This window comes from Pseudomonas sp. AK106 (genome assembly GCF_053903055.1).
The window spans coordinates 5,171,689-5,190,418 of the sequence record NZ_CP096426.1; the positions used below are offsets into that span (position 1 = coordinate 5,171,689).

General features: G+C 60.7%; 13 protein-coding genes. 1 reads left to right on the top strand and 12 read right to left on the bottom strand.

Translation table 11 applies throughout. From position 1 onward, the window contains the following. Positions 1-77 precede the first annotated feature (77 nt). The 9 genes from gltB to M1E04_RS22685 form a co-directional block, all read right to left on the bottom strand. Positions 78-4,523 carry a glutamate synthase large subunit gene (gene gltB, locus M1E04_RS22645; RefSeq protein WP_456292081.1) on the bottom strand — a complete coding sequence of 1,482 codons (4,446 nt, stop codon included), beginning with the start codon at positions 4,521-4,523 and terminating at the stop codon, positions 78-80. Positions 4,524-4,882: 359 nt separating this feature from the next. Continuing rightward, on the bottom strand, positions 4,883-6,502 hold the full coding sequence (locus M1E04_RS22650; RefSeq protein WP_369318334.1) for an SPOR domain-containing protein: 1,620 nt from the start codon (positions 6,500-6,502) through the stop codon (positions 4,883-4,885). A 10-nt stretch (positions 6,503-6,512) separates the two neighbouring features. Beyond that, positions 6,513-7,616 carry a 3-dehydroquinate synthase gene (aroB, locus tag M1E04_RS22655; RefSeq protein WP_456292082.1) on the bottom strand — a complete coding sequence of 368 codons (1,104 nt, stop codon included), beginning with the start codon at positions 7,614-7,616 and terminating at the stop codon, positions 6,513-6,515. A gap of 130 nt (positions 7,617-7,746) precedes the next feature. Continuing rightward, positions 7,747-8,265 carry a shikimate kinase AroK gene (aroK, locus tag M1E04_RS22660; protein ID WP_065986620.1) on the bottom strand — a complete coding sequence of 173 codons (519 nt, stop codon included), beginning with the start codon at positions 8,263-8,265 and terminating at the stop codon, positions 7,747-7,749. Positions 8,266-8,269: 4 nt separating this feature from the next. Continuing rightward, the gene (pilQ, locus tag M1E04_RS22665) at positions 8,270-10,348 is read right to left on the bottom strand and encodes a type IV pilus secretin PilQ (RefSeq protein ID WP_065986738.1); all 2,079 of its coding nucleotides are present in this window, start codon (positions 10,346-10,348) and stop codon (positions 8,270-8,272) included. 53 nt (positions 10,349-10,401) lie between these two features. Further along, the gene (locus M1E04_RS22670) at positions 10,402-10,929 is read right to left on the bottom strand and encodes a pilus assembly protein PilP (RefSeq protein WP_296314721.1); all 528 of its coding nucleotides are present in this window, start codon (positions 10,927-10,929) and stop codon (positions 10,402-10,404) included. Continuing rightward, positions 10,926-11,573: a type 4a pilus biogenesis protein PilO gene (gene pilO / locus M1E04_RS22675; RefSeq protein ID WP_296314724.1), complete on the bottom strand. Its 648-nt coding sequence runs from the start codon at positions 11,571-11,573 to the stop codon at positions 10,926-10,928. Before pilO ends, M1E04_RS22670 begins: the two co-directional genes overlap by 4 nt. Beyond that, entirely contained in the window at positions 11,570-12,139 is a 570-nt protein-coding gene (locus M1E04_RS22680; protein ID WP_192130910.1) for a PilN domain-containing protein, read from the bottom strand. Before M1E04_RS22680 ends, pilO begins: the two co-directional genes overlap by 4 nt. Continuing rightward, the gene (locus M1E04_RS22685) at positions 12,139-13,203 is read right to left on the bottom strand and encodes a pilus assembly protein PilM (protein WP_065986628.1); all 1,065 of its coding nucleotides are present in this window, start codon (positions 13,201-13,203) and stop codon (positions 12,139-12,141) included. Before M1E04_RS22685 ends, M1E04_RS22680 begins: the two co-directional genes overlap by 1 nt. Positions 13,204-13,412: 209 nt before the next feature. Here M1E04_RS22685 and M1E04_RS22690 point away from each other — a divergent pair, with 209 nt between their 5' ends. Continuing rightward, positions 13,413-15,887 carry a penicillin-binding protein 1A gene (locus M1E04_RS22690; protein ID WP_456293229.1) on the top strand — a complete coding sequence of 825 codons (2,475 nt, stop codon included), beginning with the start codon at positions 13,413-13,415 and terminating at the stop codon, positions 15,885-15,887. A gap of 245 nt (positions 15,888-16,132) precedes the next feature. Here M1E04_RS22690 and M1E04_RS22695 read toward each other — a convergent pair whose 3' ends face one another. From M1E04_RS22695 to rpmE, 3 genes are all read right to left on the bottom strand, one after another. Then, positions 16,133-17,401: a malic enzyme-like NAD(P)-binding protein gene (locus M1E04_RS22695; protein WP_065986631.1), complete on the bottom strand. Its 1,269-nt coding sequence runs from the start codon at positions 17,399-17,401 to the stop codon at positions 16,133-16,135. Positions 17,402-17,579: 178 nt separating this feature from the next. Next, entirely contained in the window at positions 17,580-18,383 is an 804-nt protein-coding gene (locus M1E04_RS22700; RefSeq protein ID WP_456292083.1) for a thermonuclease family protein, read from the bottom strand. Between the two features lie 23 nt (positions 18,384-18,406). Further along, positions 18,407-18,640 (bottom strand): 50S ribosomal protein L31, encoded by a 234-nt coding sequence (rpmE, locus tag M1E04_RS22705; protein ID WP_065986634.1) that lies wholly within the window; start codon positions 18,638-18,640, stop codon positions 18,407-18,409. Positions 18,641-18,730 lie beyond the last annotated feature (90 nt).

Here is an 18,730-nt window from a genome sequence, read left to right on the forward strand (position 1 = left end):
TGCAAGAAAATCATGTTCGCAGGCACTCGCGCGCTGCCGTTAACTTGCGGCTTGAAGCTTGCCGCTCGCAGCTGCTGTTATTGCGGATTCGCGCGGGTGCTGGACAACAGCGACTTCAAGTTGGCGGCCTTCGGCTTCACCAGCCAGAAGCGGCGCAGGTAGTCGTCCAGGTTTTCCCAGAGATTGCGGCCCCACTCACTGTCGGTTTCGGTCACGTATTCGGCCAGCACGCGCTCCAGATGGCTGCGATAGGCTTCCATCGCTTCGCCGCTGATGCGCTGGATCTCGACCAGTTCGTGGTTGACCCGGTCAACGAAGGTGTTGTCCTGGTCGAGCACGTAGGCGAAGCCGCCGGTCATGCCTGAGCCGAAGTTGTAGCCGGTCTTGCCCAGCACGCAGACGAAACCGCCGGTCATGTATTCGCAGCAGTGATCGCCCGTGCCTTCCACAACGGTGTGGGCCCCGGAGTTACGCACCGCGAAACGCTCACCTGCCGTGCCCGCCGCGAACAGCTTGCCGCCGGTCGCGCCGTACAGGCAGGTGTTGCCGATGATGGCGCTGTCCTGGGTCTTGAACGGGCTGCCTTTCGGCGGCACGATCACCAGCTTGCCAGCGGTCATGCCTTTGCCGACGTAGTCGTTGGCGTCGCCTTCCAGGTACATGTTCAGGCCGCCGGCGTTCCACACACCAAAGCTCTGCCCGGCCGTGCCCTTGAAGCGGAAGGTCACCGGCGCATCGTTCATGCCCTGGTTGCCGTGGAGCTTGGCGATTTCGCCGGAAATCCGCGCGCCGATGGAACGGTCGCAGTTGCAGATGTCCAGTTCGTAGTCGCCGCCGCTCTTGGTCTGAATGGCGGAGATCGCCAGTTCCACCATCTTCTCGGCCAGCAGGCCCTTGTCGAACGGCGGGTTACGGTCCACCTGGCTGAACTGCGGTTTGTCGGCCGGAATGTGGTCGCTGCCCAGCAGCGGCGTCAGGTCGAGATGCTGCTGCTTGGCGGTTTCACCGGGCAGGATGTCCAGCAGGTCGGTACGCCCGATCAGCTCTTCCAGCGAACGAACGCCCAGCTTCGCCAGCCACTCGCGGGTTTCTTCAGCCACGTAGGTGAAGAAGTTGATCACCATGTCGACGGTGCCGATGTAGTGGTCCTTGCGCAGCTTGTCGTTCTGGGTCGCGACGCCGGTGGCGCAGTTGTTCAGGTGGCAGATGCGCAGGTATTTGCAGCCCAGCGCGATCATTGGCGCCGTACCAAAGCCGAAGCTTTCGGCGCCAAGGATGGCTGCCTTGATCACATCCAGGCCGGTTTTCAGGCCGCCGTCGGTCTGTACCCGGACCTTGCCGCGCAGGTCGTTGCCGCGCAGGGTCTGGTGGGTCTCGGCCAGGCCGATTTCCCATGGCGAGCCCGCGTATTTGATCGACGACAGCGGCGACGCACCGGTGCCGCCGTCATAGCCGGAGATGGTGATCAGGTCGGCGTAGGCCTTGGCCACACCGGCCGCAATCGTGCCCACGCCTGCTTCAGCCACCAGTTTGACCGAGACCAGCGCGGCCGGATTGACCTGCTTGAGGTCAAAGATCAGCTGCGACAAGTCTTCGATGGAGTAGATGTCGTGGTGCGGCGGCGGCGAAATCAGCGTCACGCCCGGCACTGCGTAACGCAGCTTGGCGATCAGGCCGTTGACCTTGCCGCCCGGCAATTGACCACCCTCGCCCGGCTTGGCGCCTTGGGCGACTTTGATCTGCAGCACGTCGGCGTTGACCAGGTACTCAGGCGTTACGCCAAAACGGCCGGTCGCGATCTGTTTGATCTTGGAGCTGCGGATGGTGCCGTAGCGCGCCGGATCTTCGCCGCCCTCACCGGAGTTGGAGCGCGCGCCCAGACGGTTCATCGCCTCGGCCAGCGCTTCGTGGGCTTCCGGCGACAGCGCGCCCAGCGAGATACCCGCCGAGTCGAAGCGCTTCAAAATGGCTTCAAGCGGTTCGATTTCATCGATGCCCAGCGGCGTGTCGAGCTCTCTGACCTTGAGCAGGTCACGGATCATCGACACCGGACGGTTGTCCACCAGCGCTGTGTATTCCTTGAATTTAGCGTAATCACCCTGCTGAACGGCGGCTTGCAGCGTCGCCACCACATCAGGGTTATAGGCGTGGTATTCGCCACCGTAGACAAACTTCAGCAGCCCGCCCTGCTGGATCGGCTTGCGCGCGCTCCAGGCTTCGAAGGCCAGAGCTTTCTGCTCGGCTTCGATATCGACGAAACGCGCGCCCTTGATGCGGCTCGGCACGCCACGGAAGCTCAGGTCGCAGACTTCTTCCGACAGGCCAATGGCTTCGAAAAGCTGCGCGCCACGGTACGAAGCGACGGTCGAGATGCCCATCTTCGACAGGATCTTCAGCAGGCCTTTGGTGATGCCTTTGCGGTAGTTCTTGAAGACTTCGTACAGATCGCCCAGCACTTCGCCGGTACGGATCAGGTCGCCCAGCACTTCGTACGCCAGGAACGGATAGACCGCCGAAGCGCCGAAGCCGATCAGCACAGCGAAATGGTGCGGATCGCGTGCTGTCGCGGTCTCGACCAGGATGTTGCTGTCGCAGCGCAGGCCTTTTTCGGTCAAACGGTGATGCACCGCACCGGTGGCCAGCGACGCGTGAATCGGCAGTTTGCCCGGCGCGATATGGCGGTCGCTCAGGACGATCTGGGTCTTGCCCGAACGCACGGCCTCTTCAGCCTGATCGGCGATGTTGCGCACGGCCGCTTCCAGGCCCATGGCTTCGTCGTAGTTCAGGTCGATGATCTGACGATCAAAGCCCGGACGATCCAGGGTCATCAGCGAGCGCCACTTGGCCGGGGAAATGACCGGCGAGCTGAGGATCACGCGAGACGCGTGCTCCGGCGATTCCTGGAAAATGTTGCGCTCGGCACCGAGGCAGACTTCCAGCGACATGACGATGGCTTCGCGCAGCGGGTCGATCGGCGGGTTGGTGACCTGCGCGAACTGCTGACGGAAATAGTCGTACGGCGTGCGGACACGACGCGACAAGACCGCCATCGGCGTGTCATCGCCCATGGAGCCGACCGCTTCCTGACCCTGCTCACCCAGTGGGCGAAGGATCTGATCACGCTCTTCGAACGTGACCTGGAACATCTTCATGTACTGCTTGAGCTGATCCGGGTTGTAGAACGCCGAACCGTGGTCGTGGTCTTCCAGCGTCGCCTGAATACGCAGGGCGTTTTTGCGCAGCCACTGCTTGTACGGGTGGCGCGACTTCAGACGGCTGTCGATGGCATCGGTATCGAGGATCTGCCCGGTTTCGGTGTCCACGGCGAAGATCTGGCCCGGACCGACACGGCCCTTGGCGATAACGTCTTCCGGCTTGTAGTTCCACACGCCGATTTCCGACGCGAGGGTGATGTAGCCGTTCTTGGTGGTGACCCAGCGCGCAGGGCGCAGGCCGTTGCGGTCGAGCAGACAGACGGCGTGACGCCCTTCGGTCATGACGATGCCGGCCGGGCCGTCCCACGGTTCCATGTGCATGGAGTTGAATTCGTAGAACGCGCGCAGATCCGGGTCCATGGTCTCGACGTTCTGCCAGGCCGGCGGCACGAGCATGCGCACGCCACGGAACAGGTCGATGCCGCCGGTCACCATCAGCTCGAGCATGTTGTCCATGCTCGACGAGTCGGAGCCCACCCGGTTGACCAGCGGGCCCAGCTCGTCGAGGTCCATCAGGTCGTTGGTGAACTTGGTGCGACGGGCCTGGGCCCAGTTGCGGTTACCGGTGATGGTGTTGATCTCGCCGTTGTGCGCGAGGAAACGGAACGGCTGTGCCAGCGGCCATTTCGGCAGGGTGTTGGTCGAAAAGCGCTGGTGGAACACGCAGATCGCGGTTTGCAGGCGTTCGTCGTTGAGGTCCGGGAAGAATGCCGTGAGGTCACGCGGCATCATCAGGCCTTTGTAGATGATGGTCTTGTGGGAAAAGCTGCAGATGTAGTGGTCAGTGTCGGCGGCGTTGGCCACCGAGGAGCGACGACGTGCGCAGAACAGCTTGATCGCGAATTCCTGGTCGCTCAGGCCTTCGCCGCCGATGAACACCTGCTCGATCTTCGGCAGACGCTCAAGGGCCAGACGACCCAGCACGCTGGTGTCGATCGGCACCTGGCGCCAGCCGATCAGGGTCAGGCCGGCCGCCAGGATTTCACGGTTCATGTTTTCGCGGGCCGCTTCGGCCGTGGCGTCGTCCTGATTGAGGAAGACCATGCCAGCGCAATACTGACGCGGCAGGTCAACGCCGAAATGCTCGGTGGCCACTGCACGCAGGAAGGTGTCCGGTTTTTGCATCAACAGCCCGCAACCGTCACCGGTCTTGCCGTCGGCGTTGATACCACCACGGTGGGTCATGCAGGTCAGGGCTTCGATAGCCGTCTGCAACAGGTGATGACTGGGCTCGCCTTGCATATGGGCGATCAGGCCGAAACCACAGTTATCCTTGAATTCTTCTGGATGGTACAGACCTGCTTTCATAGACACATTCTCACCAGGCTGCCCCTTAACGAGGCAAATTTCTTTTCAATTCAACCATTTACCATCCACGCCGAACGTATGCCGGCTTTGCGGGAGCAAAAGGGAGGTCATTGTACACAGCGACACAAGTCCTCACAAATTTGACGACGAAGTGTCGCAAATTTATGTCGCATTCATGAAAGGTTTTATATCGATTCTCGTGCTAGCCAGAGCTTTTTTTGCGAGTCTGACCAATGAGAGCCCGAAGATCAATGCGCGTCTGAGACGCAGACACCGCAAGGCGCGCTGCTCGTTGGCAGCACGCTCATGCGTGATATCGGGAGGGCCAAGCGAGGGACCTGGATAAGGTCCCTGCGTCATCAGCGGGCGGCGGCGAGTTCCTGTTGGATACTGCCGACAGTACGAGGCCAAGGTTTACCAGCCTGAACCTTCTCTGGCAAGGCCTTGATAGCGGTCAGTGCCGCATTGCGGTCTGCGAAGCTGCCGTACGTCACCACGAACAGAGGCTTGCCCTGCAGGGTTTTCTTGAAGTAACGGTACTCGGCGCCCTGCTCTTTCACGTAGCTCTGAGCGGTGGCTTCGGAGCTGGTGCCGAGGATCTGCACCACGTAATGCGTCGGTGCCTGACCCGCATACCAGCCGCTGCCCGCCGCGCCAGACGCTGCAGCTGCCGGCTTGGCCGTCGGTGCCGGGGCAGGTTTGGCGGTGGCCACCTGGGTCGGCGCCGGCGCAGGTTTCGCGGCAGGGGCCGGAGCGGGCGTCGGCTTGGCGGCCGGGGCCGGACGCGTTGCCGGGACCGGCTGCTGCGCCACGGTCGGCGCAGGACTTGCCGTCGCGCCCACCGGTGGCGCAGTGGTGGTCACGGTCGGCGGCTGCAGCGATTGATTAGCCGCAGGACCGCCATCTTCGCCATCACCCTCGCCCGAGCCCGCAGCTTCAGCCAGCGGCGCGCGGGTCGCAGGCTGCGAGCCATTCATGGGCAGCGGCATCGGTTGCGAATTACCGGCGAACTCGATGGCCGGGCCACCGTTGTTCGATTGTTGCGCAGGCGCCTGGCCCTGACCCAGAGGCAGTTGAGCCTGAGAGTTGGCTGGCGCCGTGGCAGGAGCGTTGCTGCGGCCTGGAATCAGCCACGCCGCGAGAACGGCCGCGACAACAACCCCACCCAAAGCCAACACGTGTTTCTTAGGCATTTTGAACCCCATACTTGGACGCTTGACCGCAGAGCGGCTGGCAATCATGGCTTCGATCATCGAATCGCGCGCGACCTGGTTGATCGCGCCTGGCCATCCACCGGACTGCTCGTGGATATCAGTGATCTGCGCGGCGCTGAACAACTCAACACCCTGCCCTGCGCCTTCGAGACGCTGAGCCAGATACTCACGGGTTTCTTCTTCGGTATACGGCGCCAGCTCGATAACGTGGAAGCGTTCTTCCTCGGTACCGCTCTCGGCGCACAGCTGATCCAGGCGATCAATGATCGAAGCCTCGCCGAACAGGAAGACATGCGGACGCCCTTCCGGGGTGCCTGCTGCCAATCCCAACAACGCTTCGAGTGCGGATTCGCCCAGTTGTTCGGCATCGTCCACCAGGATGTAGACTTCCTGGCCGGTCAGCGCCAACTGCACGACTTGCGCCAGGATCGGACGCATTTCCGCTTGAGCAACGTTCAGCGCCTGAGCAACCTGGCGCAACACGCCCGTCGCATCACCGGCGCCGCGCGCCGACACCACAACGCTCTGCACCGACTGCTTGTTGGTGCTCGCCACCAGCGCCTGACGCAACAGCGTTTTGCCGCTGCCCTGAGGCCCGGTCACGACCAGCAGCAGCTGGCTGTAGCGCGCGAGGTGATGCAGCTGGCCCAGCACGGGCTTGCGCTGTGCGGGGAAGAACTTGAAGCCGGGAACCCGCGTTGCAAAGGGGTCATGACTCAACTGGTAATGACCGAGGAAGGCCTCATCGGCGTGCAAACTAGTCATGGATTTCTCATTAACCTCTAAGCTGATCCACCAAGGCGCGGTAGTTCGCGACCAGTGTGGCCTGTAGTACTTCTTGTGGATATTCGTCAGTTACCACTGCTTCACCGATGCGACGCAACAGCACCAGGCGCAGACGACCGTCAATGACCTTTTTGTCCACCGCCATGTGCTCGAGGAAGTGCTCGGGCGTCATGTCTTGCGGCGGAACCACCGGCAAGCCGGCGCGTTGAAAAATACGGATGCCGCGGTCACGTTCCTGCTCGGTGATCCAGCCCAGACGCGCCGACATTTCCAGCGCCATCACCGTGCCTGCCGCCACCGCCTCGCCGTGCAGCCACACGCCGTAACCCATGTGGGTTTCGATGGCATGGCCGAAGGTGTGGCCGAGGTTCAGCGTGGCACGCACACCAGACTCGCGCTCATCGGCGCCAACGACAGCCGCCTTGGCAGCGCACGAGCGCTCGATTGCCCTCGTCAGTGTGATCTGATCCAGCCCGCGCAGCTTGTCCATGTTCTCTTCGAGCCACGTCAGGAACGGTTCGTCACAGATCAAACCGTATTTGATGACCTCGGCAAGACCGGCGGACAGTTCGCGTTCAGGCAGGGTGTTCAGCGACAACGTGTCGATCAGCACCGCATTGGGCTGATAGAAAGCACCCACCATGTTTTTGCCCAGCGGGTGATTGATGCCGGTTTTGCCACCGACCGAAGAATCAACCTGGGAGAGCAGTGTGGTCGGCACTTGAATGAATTCGACGCCGCGCTGGTAACAGGCAGCCGCAAAGCCGGCCATATCACCGATAACGCCTCCGCCCAGCGCAATCACCGTGGTGCGGCGGTCGTGGCGTGCGGTGAGCAACGCGTCGAAGATGGTTTGCAGGGTTTCCCAGTTCTTGAAGGCTTCACCGTCGGGAAGCACGATCGGCAAGACGCTGTAACCGGCGAGGGATCGGGTGAGGCGTTCCATGTAGAGCGGCGCAACGGTGGCGTTGGAGACGATCGCCACCTGTTTACCGGCAATGTACGGCTTGAGCAACTCGGGCTGATCCAGCAAGCCTTCGCCGATATGGATCGGGTAGCTGCGTTCGCCAAGCTCGACCTTGAGTGTCTGCATGTGTCCCCACGCTGTTAACAATTGGTTGCCTGTGCACGTCTTGAAAAACGCCAACACCGGCTATGGCGCAAGGCCATGTAGCGACCCCACTTTTGATGGTCGCCGAGGATAGCGCATTTCCGTCTGCGCTTTAACGGGGAGGAAGCTCGGCCAGCAGAGCGAGGATGTCGATAACCACCATTCGCGGGGGCCGCTCATCGGTTTCGATGATGACATCGGCGATCTCGCGGTACAGCGGATCGCGGATGGCCAGCAGTTCGCGCAGCACCCGGGCCGGGTCAGCCGTGCGCAACAATGGGCGATTGCGATCCCGCGAGGTCCGGCCCACCTGCTGCTCAACGGAAGCGTGCAAATACACCACCCGACCACCGGCATGCAGGGCGCGGCGATTTTCTTCGCGCATGACTGCGCCTCCGCCGGTTGCCACGACTACGCCGTCCAGTGCGGAGAGCTCGGCGATCATCGCCTGTTCACGATCACGAAAACCCGCCTCGCCTTCCTTGTCGAAGATCCAGGGAATATTGGCGCCCGTTCGCAGCTCGATTTCCTTGTCGGAATCCTTGAACGGCAGTCGAAGCTCTTTGGCCAGCAAGCGGCCGATGGTGCTTTTACCAGCCCCCATCGGCCCCACAAGAATTAAATTTCGCACAGAATCAACGACTCACAGCAATCGCCTGGTTGTTCATGATACGCGGAGTGAGAAACACCAACAGCTCGGATTTTGACTCCGAAACCACATCGCGCCGGAAAAGGCGGCCAACATACGGCACATCGCCTAAAAATGGCACCTTGTCGACGACTTTACTCTGCGTATTCGAGAACACGCCACCAATTACGATGGTCTCGCCGTCGGCCACCAGCACCTTGGCGTTCACTTCGTTTTTCTTGATCGGCGGCACACCCAGCACCGTGTTCACGTAGTCAGGCTCATCTTTCGTGACCTTGACCTCCATGATGATGCGGTTGTCAGGCGTGATCTGCGGGGTCACTTCCAGGGACAGCGACGCCTCTTTGAACGACACCGACGTCGCGCCGCTGGAACTGGCCTCCTGATACGGCACTTCCGTACCTTTCAGGATTTTCGCGGTTTCCTTGTCCGAGGTAACGACCTTGGGCTGCGACACCACTTCGCCGTTGCCGCTCTTCTCCATCGCCGTCAGTTCGAGATCGAGAATCGTGTTGTTAGTCAGGAAGCCCAGGCCGATCGACGAAGTGGCGTCGGTTACGCCCATGTCGACGTAAGGACCATTGGTCGCCGAGGCGCCTGTCACCGTGCCACTGCCGCCGGTGGTGAAATTGCCCTTGCTGCTCGAACCACCCCAGCGCACGCCCAGAGACTTGTCGTAATCGACGTTGGCTTCGACGATGCGCGCCTCGATCATCACCTGGCGCACCGGAATGTCCAGTTGCGACACGATGCGGCGCAACTCGTCGAGACGATCCTGAGTCTGGTAGGCAATGATGTTGTTGGTGCGCTCATCGACGGTAATCGAACCGCGCTCATCGGTCTTCGATTCAGCGCTGGTGACCGACTGGAACAGCTTGGCGATGTCGGCGGCCTTGGCGTAGTTAACCTGCAGCAACTCGCGACGCAGTGGGGCCAACTCGGAAATCTGCTTCAGGGACTCCAGCTCTTGACGCTCCCGCGCGGCGATTTCGTCGGCCGGCCCGACCAGCAACACGTTGCCGATCTTGCGCTTGTCCAGGCCCTTGGTCTTGAGCACAAGATCCAGCGCCTGATCCCACGGTACGTTTTGCAGGCGAAGGGTGATGCCGCCCTGAACGGTGTCGCTGGCCACCAGATTGAGGTTGGTGAAGTCGGCGATCAGTTGCAGCACCGAACGCACGTCGATGTCCTGGAAATTAAGCGACAGTTTCTCGCCGGTGTAGACCAGTTTCTCCGAGTTGCGGCGCTCCTGATCTTCGTTGGTCAGGGGACGCACGCTGATGGTCAGCTTGTTGTCGGTCTGGTAAGCGGAGTAGTCGAACGCGCCGGACGGCTCGATGGAAATACTGGCCTTGTCACCCGTGGCGCTGGAATTGACGAACTGCACCGGGGTCGCGAAATCCTTGACGTCCAGACGTACGCGCAGGGGTTCAGGCAACTGGGTTTTGGCGAAGTCGACGCGGATCTTGCCGCCCTGCTCCTGAATGTCCGGGGCAATGCCGGTGTCGCTCAGCTCAATGATGACGTTGCCTTCACCCAACTCGCCGCGCTGGAAGTCGACGTTTTTCACCGACCGTGGGCCTGGCGCGTACGAGCGGGCAACAGGTTTTGCCGATTGCGCGGCCGGCACACTCACTCGCGCCGCGCCCATGGCAGTACTTGGCTGCGAGCCCTGGGCCGCAGCAGCGCCCTGGCCCACGACGACGAACAGGTTGTTACCGTCGACACGCGAGCTATAGGGCGCGAGCGTGGTGAGGTTGATGATCACCCGCGTGCGGTCCTTGGCTTCGACGACCACAACGCTGTGGGCGTTGCCTGAACCCAGGTCACGGCTTTTGATCGCCAGTTGGCTGGTCACCCCAGGCAGGTCCAGCGCGATTCGTGCCGGCTGCTCGGTGGTGTAGCCGCGCGGCGCCGCCACCGGACCGTCGAAGGACAGTTTCAGTTCGACTCGATCCCCCGGCAATGCGGCGACATCCAGCGTCTTGAGGTTAGCCGCCTGGACAACCGGTGAAAGCATCGCCATCCCTAGCGACAGGCCGATAATCGAAAGAATCCTGTTCATGTTCACATTCCACCACTGTGCAGATCCGAAGGTGCTTCGCTTGCTTGCCGTCTTCATGAGCGTTCCTTGAGGGAAATACTGAGCGGTCGCTCAAGCCACGCGCCCTCTCCATCCGGAACGATTTCCATCACTTGCACCGCCGAGTCGGTGATCGCCGTGATCCGGCCATCGTTACGCCCCAGGTAATCGCCCACTTTCACCCGATGCACGCCCCCCGCTCCGCGAAGCAGCGCGAACGTGCCGGTTTCATTGCTCAACGTGCCGACCATTTCGAAGGAGTCGATGTTGAAGCCTTCGAGGAACTGCTTCACCCGCGTCGGATCAGGCTGCACCAGGTGCGAGCCCTTCGGACGGTTAACCAGATCGATCTTGATCGGCGGCTGAAACGGACTGCGCAAACTCGCCGCCGCATAGGTAAAGGCCTCATACGGCCGGAACTTGGGCATCGGCTCGATGGTGCCCACCGGCCGTGCGCGCACCTCGGCCATGAACTGCTTGAGATCGTCAAATTCGTTCGAGCTGTCGCAACCCGCCAGCCCCATCAGCGTGACGCCGACGCACAACCAACGCATCGCGCTCATTTCGCTGGCCCTTTCGTGTCAACGTTCTGAAGACCTTTGTCGTTATACCGGTAGGTCTTGGCAAGGATGCTCATGCGCAGCTTTCCGGGGGTCTTGGCGTCCAGCGGTTTGATCTCGAAGTCATGCAGCGTCACGATTCGTGGCAGGCTGGCGACGCCACTGGCGAAGGTCGCGAGGTCGTGATAACTGCCTGTCACGGTAATCTGGATCGGCAATTCAATATAAAACTGCTGAGCCTCTTCAGGGAGCAGCTTGATCTCCTCGAATTCCAGGCCGCTGCCCAGACCGGTGCGGGTGATGTCTTCAAGCAGGCCGGGGACTTCAGTATCGCTCGGCAACTGCCGCAGCAAGGCGCCGAAGGTGTTTTCCATCTCCACCATCTGGCTCTTGTAGGCCGCGAGGTTGGCAGCCTGGTAGGCCTTGGTCGCGAACTGCTCTTTCAGCGCCGTCTCTTCGCCACGGGCCTGATCGAGCTGAGTCTGCATGTCCTGGATATAGAAGAAGTACCCACCGGCCAGCACCAGCGCCAGCAACAGCGCGCCGGCAATGGTCTTGACCGCAGCAGGCCATGAACCCAGGTTATTGATGTCCAGGTCGTTAAGGTCGATCTTTTTGAGGCTATCGAGCCAATCATTCATGCTCATGGCTTGACCCCCTCAACGGCTGGCTGCGTCTGGCGCACCGTCAACTGAAAGGTGTTGGTCTGATCCACGCCACCCGCCGCAGTGTTCGCCTTGACCTCGGTCAGACTCGGCGACTCCAGCCAGTCAGAGGCATCCAGATTCCGCAGCAGGTCCGACACCCGGTTATTGGATTCGGCAGCGCCGGAAATGCTGATCATCTGGCCGGTCATCTTCACGTCGTTGAAATAGACGCCATCGGGGAGGGTACGAGCCATCTGATCGAAGATGCGCCCGATGATCGGCCGGTTGCCCTGCAGGTCCTGAATAATCTTCATCCGCTCCAGCAATTGTTTGCGACGCGCCTTGAGCTCACTGATCTCTTTGATGCGCGCGTCGAGCTGGACGATTTCGGTCCTGACGAATTGATTGCGGGCGTTCTGATGGGCGATGGCACTGCTCAAATATTGATCAGCCAAAAGAATGGCGCCGATGCCCAGCACCAGCACACCGGCCAGCGCCAGAATGAAGCGCTTCTTGCGCTCCTCGCGCTGCTGCTCACGCCAGGGAAGTAAGTTGATCCGTGCCATCAGTCGAAGCTCCTCAGGGCCAGACCGCACGCGATCATCAGTGCAGGCGCATCGCTGGCGAGCGCGCCGGCGTTGACCTTGACGCTCAGCGCCATGTCAGCAAAGGGGTTTGCCACCAGCGTTGGCGTGCCCAGGCGTTCCTGGATCAGCCGATCAAGACCGGAAATAGAGGCGGTGCCGCCGGCCAGCATGATGTAATCAACGCGGTTGTACTGGCCGGCTGCGAAGAAAAACTGCAGCGAACGGGACACCTGCTGCACCACGGCGTCTTTGAACGGCTGCAGGACTTCCATGACGTAGTCGTCGGGGAGCCCGCCCTGCTTTTTCGCAAGCCCGGCCTCGCTGACGGACAAACCATAACGGCGCTGGATTTCTTCGGTGAGCTGGCGACCGCCAAATAATTGTTCGCGGGTATAAATGATGCGGCCGTTGTGCAGCACGCTGAGGGTGGTCATGGTCGCGCCGATGTCGATGACGGCGACCGTCAACTGCTCGTGGTCCTGGCCCAGTTGCGCAGACAACAGACCGAACGAGCGCTCCAAGGCATAGGCTTCGACATCAACGACGCGAGCGGTCAGCCCGGCCAGTGCCAGCGCGGCTTCGCGCACTTCTACGTTTTCCTTGCGGCAAGCGGCCAGCAATACTTCGACGCGTTCGGGATTACGCGTCGAGTAGCCTTGGACTTCGAAATCGATGGCGACTTCTTCCAGCGGATAGGGAATGTACTGGTCGGCCTCGATCTTGAGCTGGTTTTCCATCTCGTCGTCGGAAAGGCCTGCGTCCATCTCGATGGTCTTGGTAATAACAGCCGAACCTGCAACGGCAACCGCCGCGATTTTGACGTTACTCTTGGCTTTTACCAGCAGGCGCGTCAAAGCACTGCCGACACCTTCGAGCTCCGCGATGTTCTTTTCGACCACTGCGTTGGCCGGCAGCGGTTCGACCGCATAAGACTCGACCTTGTAACGGTTGCCGGACCGACTTAGCTCCAGGAGCTTGACCGAGGTGGAGCTAATATCGATCCCTAGAAGGGTGTTGGCCTTCTTACTGAAGAGTTCGAACACAACCGATTCCCTATGCGTTTCCGTCACTTACGGATGATTTCTAGTCCAGTGCCACTGTCGGCTGACTTGACAGTAGCGCAAATAACGCTCGACGACGAAAAATGCTTATAATGCCCAGCGTTTTTTTCGTGTAGCGAAGCTTCAAGGCGTGTTCATTTGTAAATGCCTGCGTCTAACTCATTCTTTTTTCTGGAAATCCAAAAGCCTTGATACGCCTGCTGAAGTTTGTCTGGTGGTCCATCGTCGCGGTCGTCTGCGGGCTGGTGCTCGGCCTGAGCGGCGCCTTCCTCTACCTGGCCCCGAACCTGCCCTCGGTCGATGCGCTGCGCAATATCCAGCTGCAGATCCCGCTGCGAGTGTTCAGCAGCGACGGTAAGCTGATTGCAGAGTTCGGCGAAATGCGCCGCTCTCCCATCCGTTTCGCCGACATTCCCCCCAATTTCATTCACGCCCTGCTGTCTGCCGAGGACGATAACTTCGAGAACCACTACGGCGTGGACCCGAGCAGCCTGATGCGCGCGGCCAGCCAGCTGGTCAAGAGCGGTCACATTCAGTCCGGCGGCTCGACCATCACCATGCAGGTCGCGAAAAACTATTTCCTGACCAGCGAGCGCAGTTTTTCGCGCAAAACCACCGAGATTCTCTTGGCCTTGCAAATCGAGCGCCAACTTACCAAGGACGAGATTCTCGAGCTGTACGTCAACAAGATCTATCTGGGTAACCGGGCTTACGGCATCGAGGCCGCAGCACAGGTGTACTACGGCAAATCCATCCGCGACCTGAGCGTTGCGCAGATGGCAATGATTGCCGGCCTGCCCAAGGCTCCGTCACGATTCAACCCACTGGCCAACCCGGTGCGCGCCAAAGAACGCCGCGACTGGATTCTGGGCCGCATGTTCAAGCTGGGGAAAATCGACCAGAACACCTACCAGACCGCCCTTGTCGAGCCGATCAACGCCAGCTACCACGTTCAGAGCCCTGAAGTGAACGCGCCGTATATCGCTGAAATGGCGCGCGCCGAAATGGTGGGTCGTTATGGCAGCGCAGCCTACACAGAAGGATTCCGGGTCACCACTACCGTGCCGAGCGGCTTGCAGGAAGACGCCAACAAGGCGGTGCAGGACGGCCTGATCGAATACGACCAGCGCCATGGCTATCGCGGGCCTGAGAGCCGATTCCCCAGCCTGACCCGCGAGGGCTGGGTGCAGGAACTGAGCAAACAGCGTCCGATCAGCGGTCTGGAGCCGGCCATCGTCACCCAGGTCGACAAGACCGGCATTCGCGTACTGACCCGCAGCGGCGAGAACGAAGAAACCGTCGCCTGGGACAGCATGAAGTGGGCCAAGGCGTTCCTGAACACCAACAGCGTTGGTGCCAATCCCAAGCAGCCTGGCGATGTGGCCCATGTCGGCGATCTGGTGCGTTTGCAGCGTCAGCCGGACAACTCGCTCAAGTTCAGCCAGCTTCCGGTGGCGCAGAGCGCGCTGGTTTCGCTGGATCCGCAGAACGGCGCGATTCGCGCGCTGGTCGGCGGTTTCGCGTTCGAGCAGAGCAACTACAACCGGGCAATGCAGGCCAAGCGTCAGCCGGGCTCCAGCTTCAAACCGTTCCTGTACTCGGCAGCGCTGGATAACGGCTACACCGCCGCCAGCCTAGTCAACGACGCGCCGATCGTGTTCGTCGACGAAACCATCGACAAGGTCTGGCGCCCGAAGAACGACACGGGCACCTTCCTCGGTCCGATTCGGCTGCGCGAGGCGTTGTACAAGTCGCGTAACCTCGTGTCGATCCGCCTGCTGCAAAGCCTGGGCGTGAACACGGCCATCAACTACATCACGCGCTTTGGCTTCAACAAACAGGACTTGCCGCCCAACCTTTCCCTGGCCCTGGGCACAGCCACCCTGACGCCGATGGAAATCGTCGGCGGCTGGAGTGCGTTTGCCAACGGCGGCTACAAGATCAGCCCGTACCTCATCCAGAAGATTGAGGACCGTGAAGGCAAAACCCTGTTCGTCGCCAACCCGCCGACGGTGCCCGCCAATGACCCGAATCCGAAAGCGGTCAGCGAAGCGGCCATCAGCAGCGCATCGACCTATGCAGCGCCAGACACGCCACCGCTGACTGCCAACGTTGTGCCGAACGCACTGGATACTTCGGGCGCAGCGCCGGCCCCGGTGGTCGCAGAGCGGATTGTTGACGGTCGTACGGTTTACATCCTCAACAGCATGCTGCAGGACGTGATCAAGCGCGGCACCGGTCGCCGCGCCCTGGCCATGAACCGTCCGGACATCGCAGGCAAAACCGGTACCACCAACGAATCGAAAGATGCGTGGTTCACGGGATACAACGCTGACTACGTGACCACGGTCTGGACCGGTTTCGATCAGCCTGAAAGCCTCGGTCGTCATGAGTTCGGCGGCACGGTCGCGCTGCCGATCTGGATGAAGTACATGAGCGCCGCGCTGAAGGACAAGCCGCCACACGTTCAGGCAGAACCGGACGGCATCCTTAGCCTGCGCATCGATCCGGTCAGTGGCCGCTCTGCGACGCCGAGCACGCCGGGTGCGTTCTTCGAGCTGTTCAAGAGCGAAGACACGCCGCCTAGTGTGAACGAACTCGGCGGCAGCCCACCCCCAGGCAGCCCGCTGCCAGCGGACGAATCGGCGCCGATCGATCTTTTCTAGTGGGGCGTAGATCAGTAGGAGATTGATCCTCAGGCATCAACACCATCCATGTGGGAGCGAGCTTGCTCGCGAAAAGGCTGGAACATCCGCTACCTCTTCAGCGGCTGAAGCAACCGTATTCGTGAGCAAGCTCACTCCCACAAGGATTTCGTATCCTGAACAAGGGTGTTGTGCCCCGCCGGACGGCAAAACGAACGCCCATAAAAAAACCCAGCACTTGGCTGGGTTTTTTATGGGCGCTGCTATCAGCCGTTGAACACTTCATCCACGCTCTTCAGCGGGTAGTGCTTTGGATACGGCAGGGTCGCGACACCGCTCTCGATGGCTGCCTTGGCAACTGCATCAGAGATCAAGCCCAACAGGCGTGCGTCCATTGGTTTCGGGATGATGTACTCACGACCGAATTCCAGGGCGATGCCGCCGTAGGCGTCGCAGACTTCCTGAGGCACCGGCAGCTTGGCCAGTTCGCGCAGGGCGTTGGCCGCTGCGATCTTCATCTCTTCGTTGATGCGCTTGGCGCGAACGTCCAGTGCGCCACGGAAGATGAACGGGAAGCCCAGCACGTTGTTGACCTGGTTCGGGTAGTCCGAACGGCCGGTCGCCATGATCACGTCGTTGCGGGTGGCGTGAGCCAGTTCCGGCGAGATTTCCGGATCCGGGTTCGAGCAGGCGAACACGATCGGGTTGGCCGCCATCGATTTCAGGCCTTCAGCGCTCAGCAGGTTCGGACCGGACAGACCGACGAACACGTCAGCGCCTTCCAGTGCATCGGCCAGCGTGCGCTTGTCGGTGGTGTGAGCGAACTGGGCCTTGTACTGGTTCAGATCGGTACGTCCGTCGTGAACCACGCCGCTACGGTCGATCATGAAAATGTTTTCGATCTTCGCGCCCATGCTCACCAGCAACTTCATGCAGGAGATGGCCGCAGCGCCAGCGCCCAGGCAGACGATCTTCGCCGTTTCCAGGGTTTTGCCAGCGATTTCCAGCGCGTTGATCATGCCGGCGGCGGTAACGATCGCGGTGCCGTGCTGGTCATCGTGGAAAACCGGAATGTCGCATTGCTCGATCAGCGCCTTTTCGATTTCGAAGCACTCAGGTGCCTTGATGTCTTCCAGGTTGATGCCGCCGAAGGTGATGGAGATGCGTCGCACGGTGTCGATGAAGGCCTGCGGGCTTTCCGAATCGACTTCGATATCGAACACGTCGATACCGGCAAAGCGCTTGAACAGCACACCCTTGCCTTCCATGACCGGCTTGGAGGCGAGAGGCCCGAGGTTACCCAGACCCAGAATCGCGGTGCCATCAGAGATCACCGCTACCAGGTTGCCTTTGCCGGTGTACTTGTAGGCAAGTTCCGGATCGCGACCGATTTCGCGGACCGGCTCAGCCACACCCGGGCTGTAGGCCAGCGACAGATCGCGAGCGGTTGCAGTGGCTTTGGTGAGCTCTACGCTGAGTTTCCCGGGACGGGGATGAGCGTGGTATTCGAGAGCGGCAGTTTTCAAATCTGACATGGGGGCATTCCGCTTTTTTGCTGTTGGACAGACGGACCGCCGAGCATACGCAAGTCACAAAGTCCTAACAAGACTGGCGGGTCACCTGTGTCAAGAGGCCGCATCTACGACTTTCAGCGTAGAGACGCAGAACACAAGGCCTCCAGCGACGACAATTCTGACCAAAACTGTCCACAATTTATTTACTGACTGTATCCAACATTGCAGGATGAGTGATTGGCATCATCCAGCGAGGCTGACCTGATTTAAGGCTGCCCCGACGCGAACGATCGACCACCCAGCCACGGGCTTCGATTCGCTGACCTTTCAACCGCTGCAGCGCGGCAGTGTCGAACTGGCCGAGCAGCCTGGGCGCAATGCGCAGCACCAGCGCATCGCCGAATTCGATCCACAGACCGCCGCCATTGCGCTGCACGCTGGTCACGCGCCCACTGACCAGCGCAAACCCGCCCGTGCTGATCTGCTCGACCGGCTGAACCGGCGAGTTGCGCCACAGACCCCGTCCGGCCTGGCGTGCTGACGTCTCTGCGGCCTGCTGGCACCTCACCAGTGCAACGTTAGGGGAGACTGCGACGAGATAGCCTAGGCCTTCCGCCAGCAGTTGCGCCTCGAGATTGGCGCCATCGCGGCCATAGACGTTGGCGAGGGTGCGTCCGTAGTGATCGGTCGGCTCTTCACCGACACGTAGCCTGACCTGCCCGTCACTGGCATCCACCAATGCCTGCAAACGACGCTTGGCCGCTTCGGCAAACGGCTGGGCGGACTGGCCCTTTTTGCCGGTTTCTGGTGTATTCAGGCCAATCATGCGAACGCTGCGACCATCGCTCAGGCGAACCGTGTCGCCATCGACCACTCGCTGCACCTGAAGCACAGGCAGAGACGGCGGCGCAGGGCACAAGGCCTGGGCCGACGAAAGCCAAATCGCAGACATAAAAAAGGCGCCCGCGAGGGACGCCTTTTTAAGCAGCCTGGAGAAACGCATCGGCGACTCCAGAACGGCCAACCTTACTCTGCAGCAGCAGGAGCTTTGGTAGGACCGAACGCACCGAAACGCGACTTGAACTTGTCGACACGACCGCCGACGTCCAGAGTTTTTTGCTTGCCGGTGTAGAACGGGTGGCACTCGTTGCACACGTCCAGGCTCAGAGGCTTGGCCAGTGTGGAACGGGTTTTGATGACATTGCCGCAGCTGCAGGTTGCGTCAATGGCTTCGTAAACTGGATGGATATCAGCTTTCATGGGTATTTCCTCAGGCTATCGTGCCGCCACCCAACACTATTGTTGAATACCGCACGGAATTAGGCCGCGCATATTAACAGACAACGCCAA

Coding starts and splice junctions, on each gene's coding strand:
- gltB (WP_456292081.1), bottom strand. CDS start 4,523: ATGAAAGCAGGTCTGTACCATCCAGAAGAATTCAAGGATAACTGTGGT.
- M1E04_RS22650 (WP_369318334.1), bottom strand. CDS start 6,502: ATGACTAGTTTGCACGCCGATGAGGCCTTCCTCGGTCATTACCAGTTG.
- aroB (WP_456292082.1), bottom strand. CDS start 7,616: ATGCAGACACTCAAGGTCGAGCTTGGCGAACGCAGCTACCCGATCCAT.
- pilQ (WP_065986738.1), bottom strand. CDS start 10,348: ATGAACAGGATTCTTTCGATTATCGGCCTGTCGCTAGGGATGGCGATG.
- M1E04_RS22670 (WP_296314721.1), bottom strand. CDS start 10,929: ATGAGCGCGATGCGTTGGTTGTGCGTCGGCGTCACGCTGATGGGGCTG.
- pilO (WP_296314724.1), bottom strand. CDS start 11,573: ATGAGCATGAATGATTGGCTCGATAGCCTCAAAAAGATCGACCTTAAC.
- M1E04_RS22680 (WP_192130910.1), bottom strand. CDS start 12,139: ATGGCACGGATCAACTTACTTCCCTGGCGTGAGCAGCAGCGCGAGGAG.
- M1E04_RS22695 (WP_065986631.1), bottom strand. CDS start 17,401: ATGTCAGATTTGAAAACTGCCGCTCTCGAATACCACGCTCATCCCCGT.
- M1E04_RS22700 (WP_456292083.1), bottom strand. CDS start 18,383: ATGCGTTTCTCCAGGCTGCTTAAAAAGGCGTCCCTCGCGGGCGCCTTT.
- rpmE (WP_065986634.1), bottom strand. CDS start 18,640: ATGAAAGCTGATATCCATCCAGTTTACGAAGCCATTGACGCAACCTGC.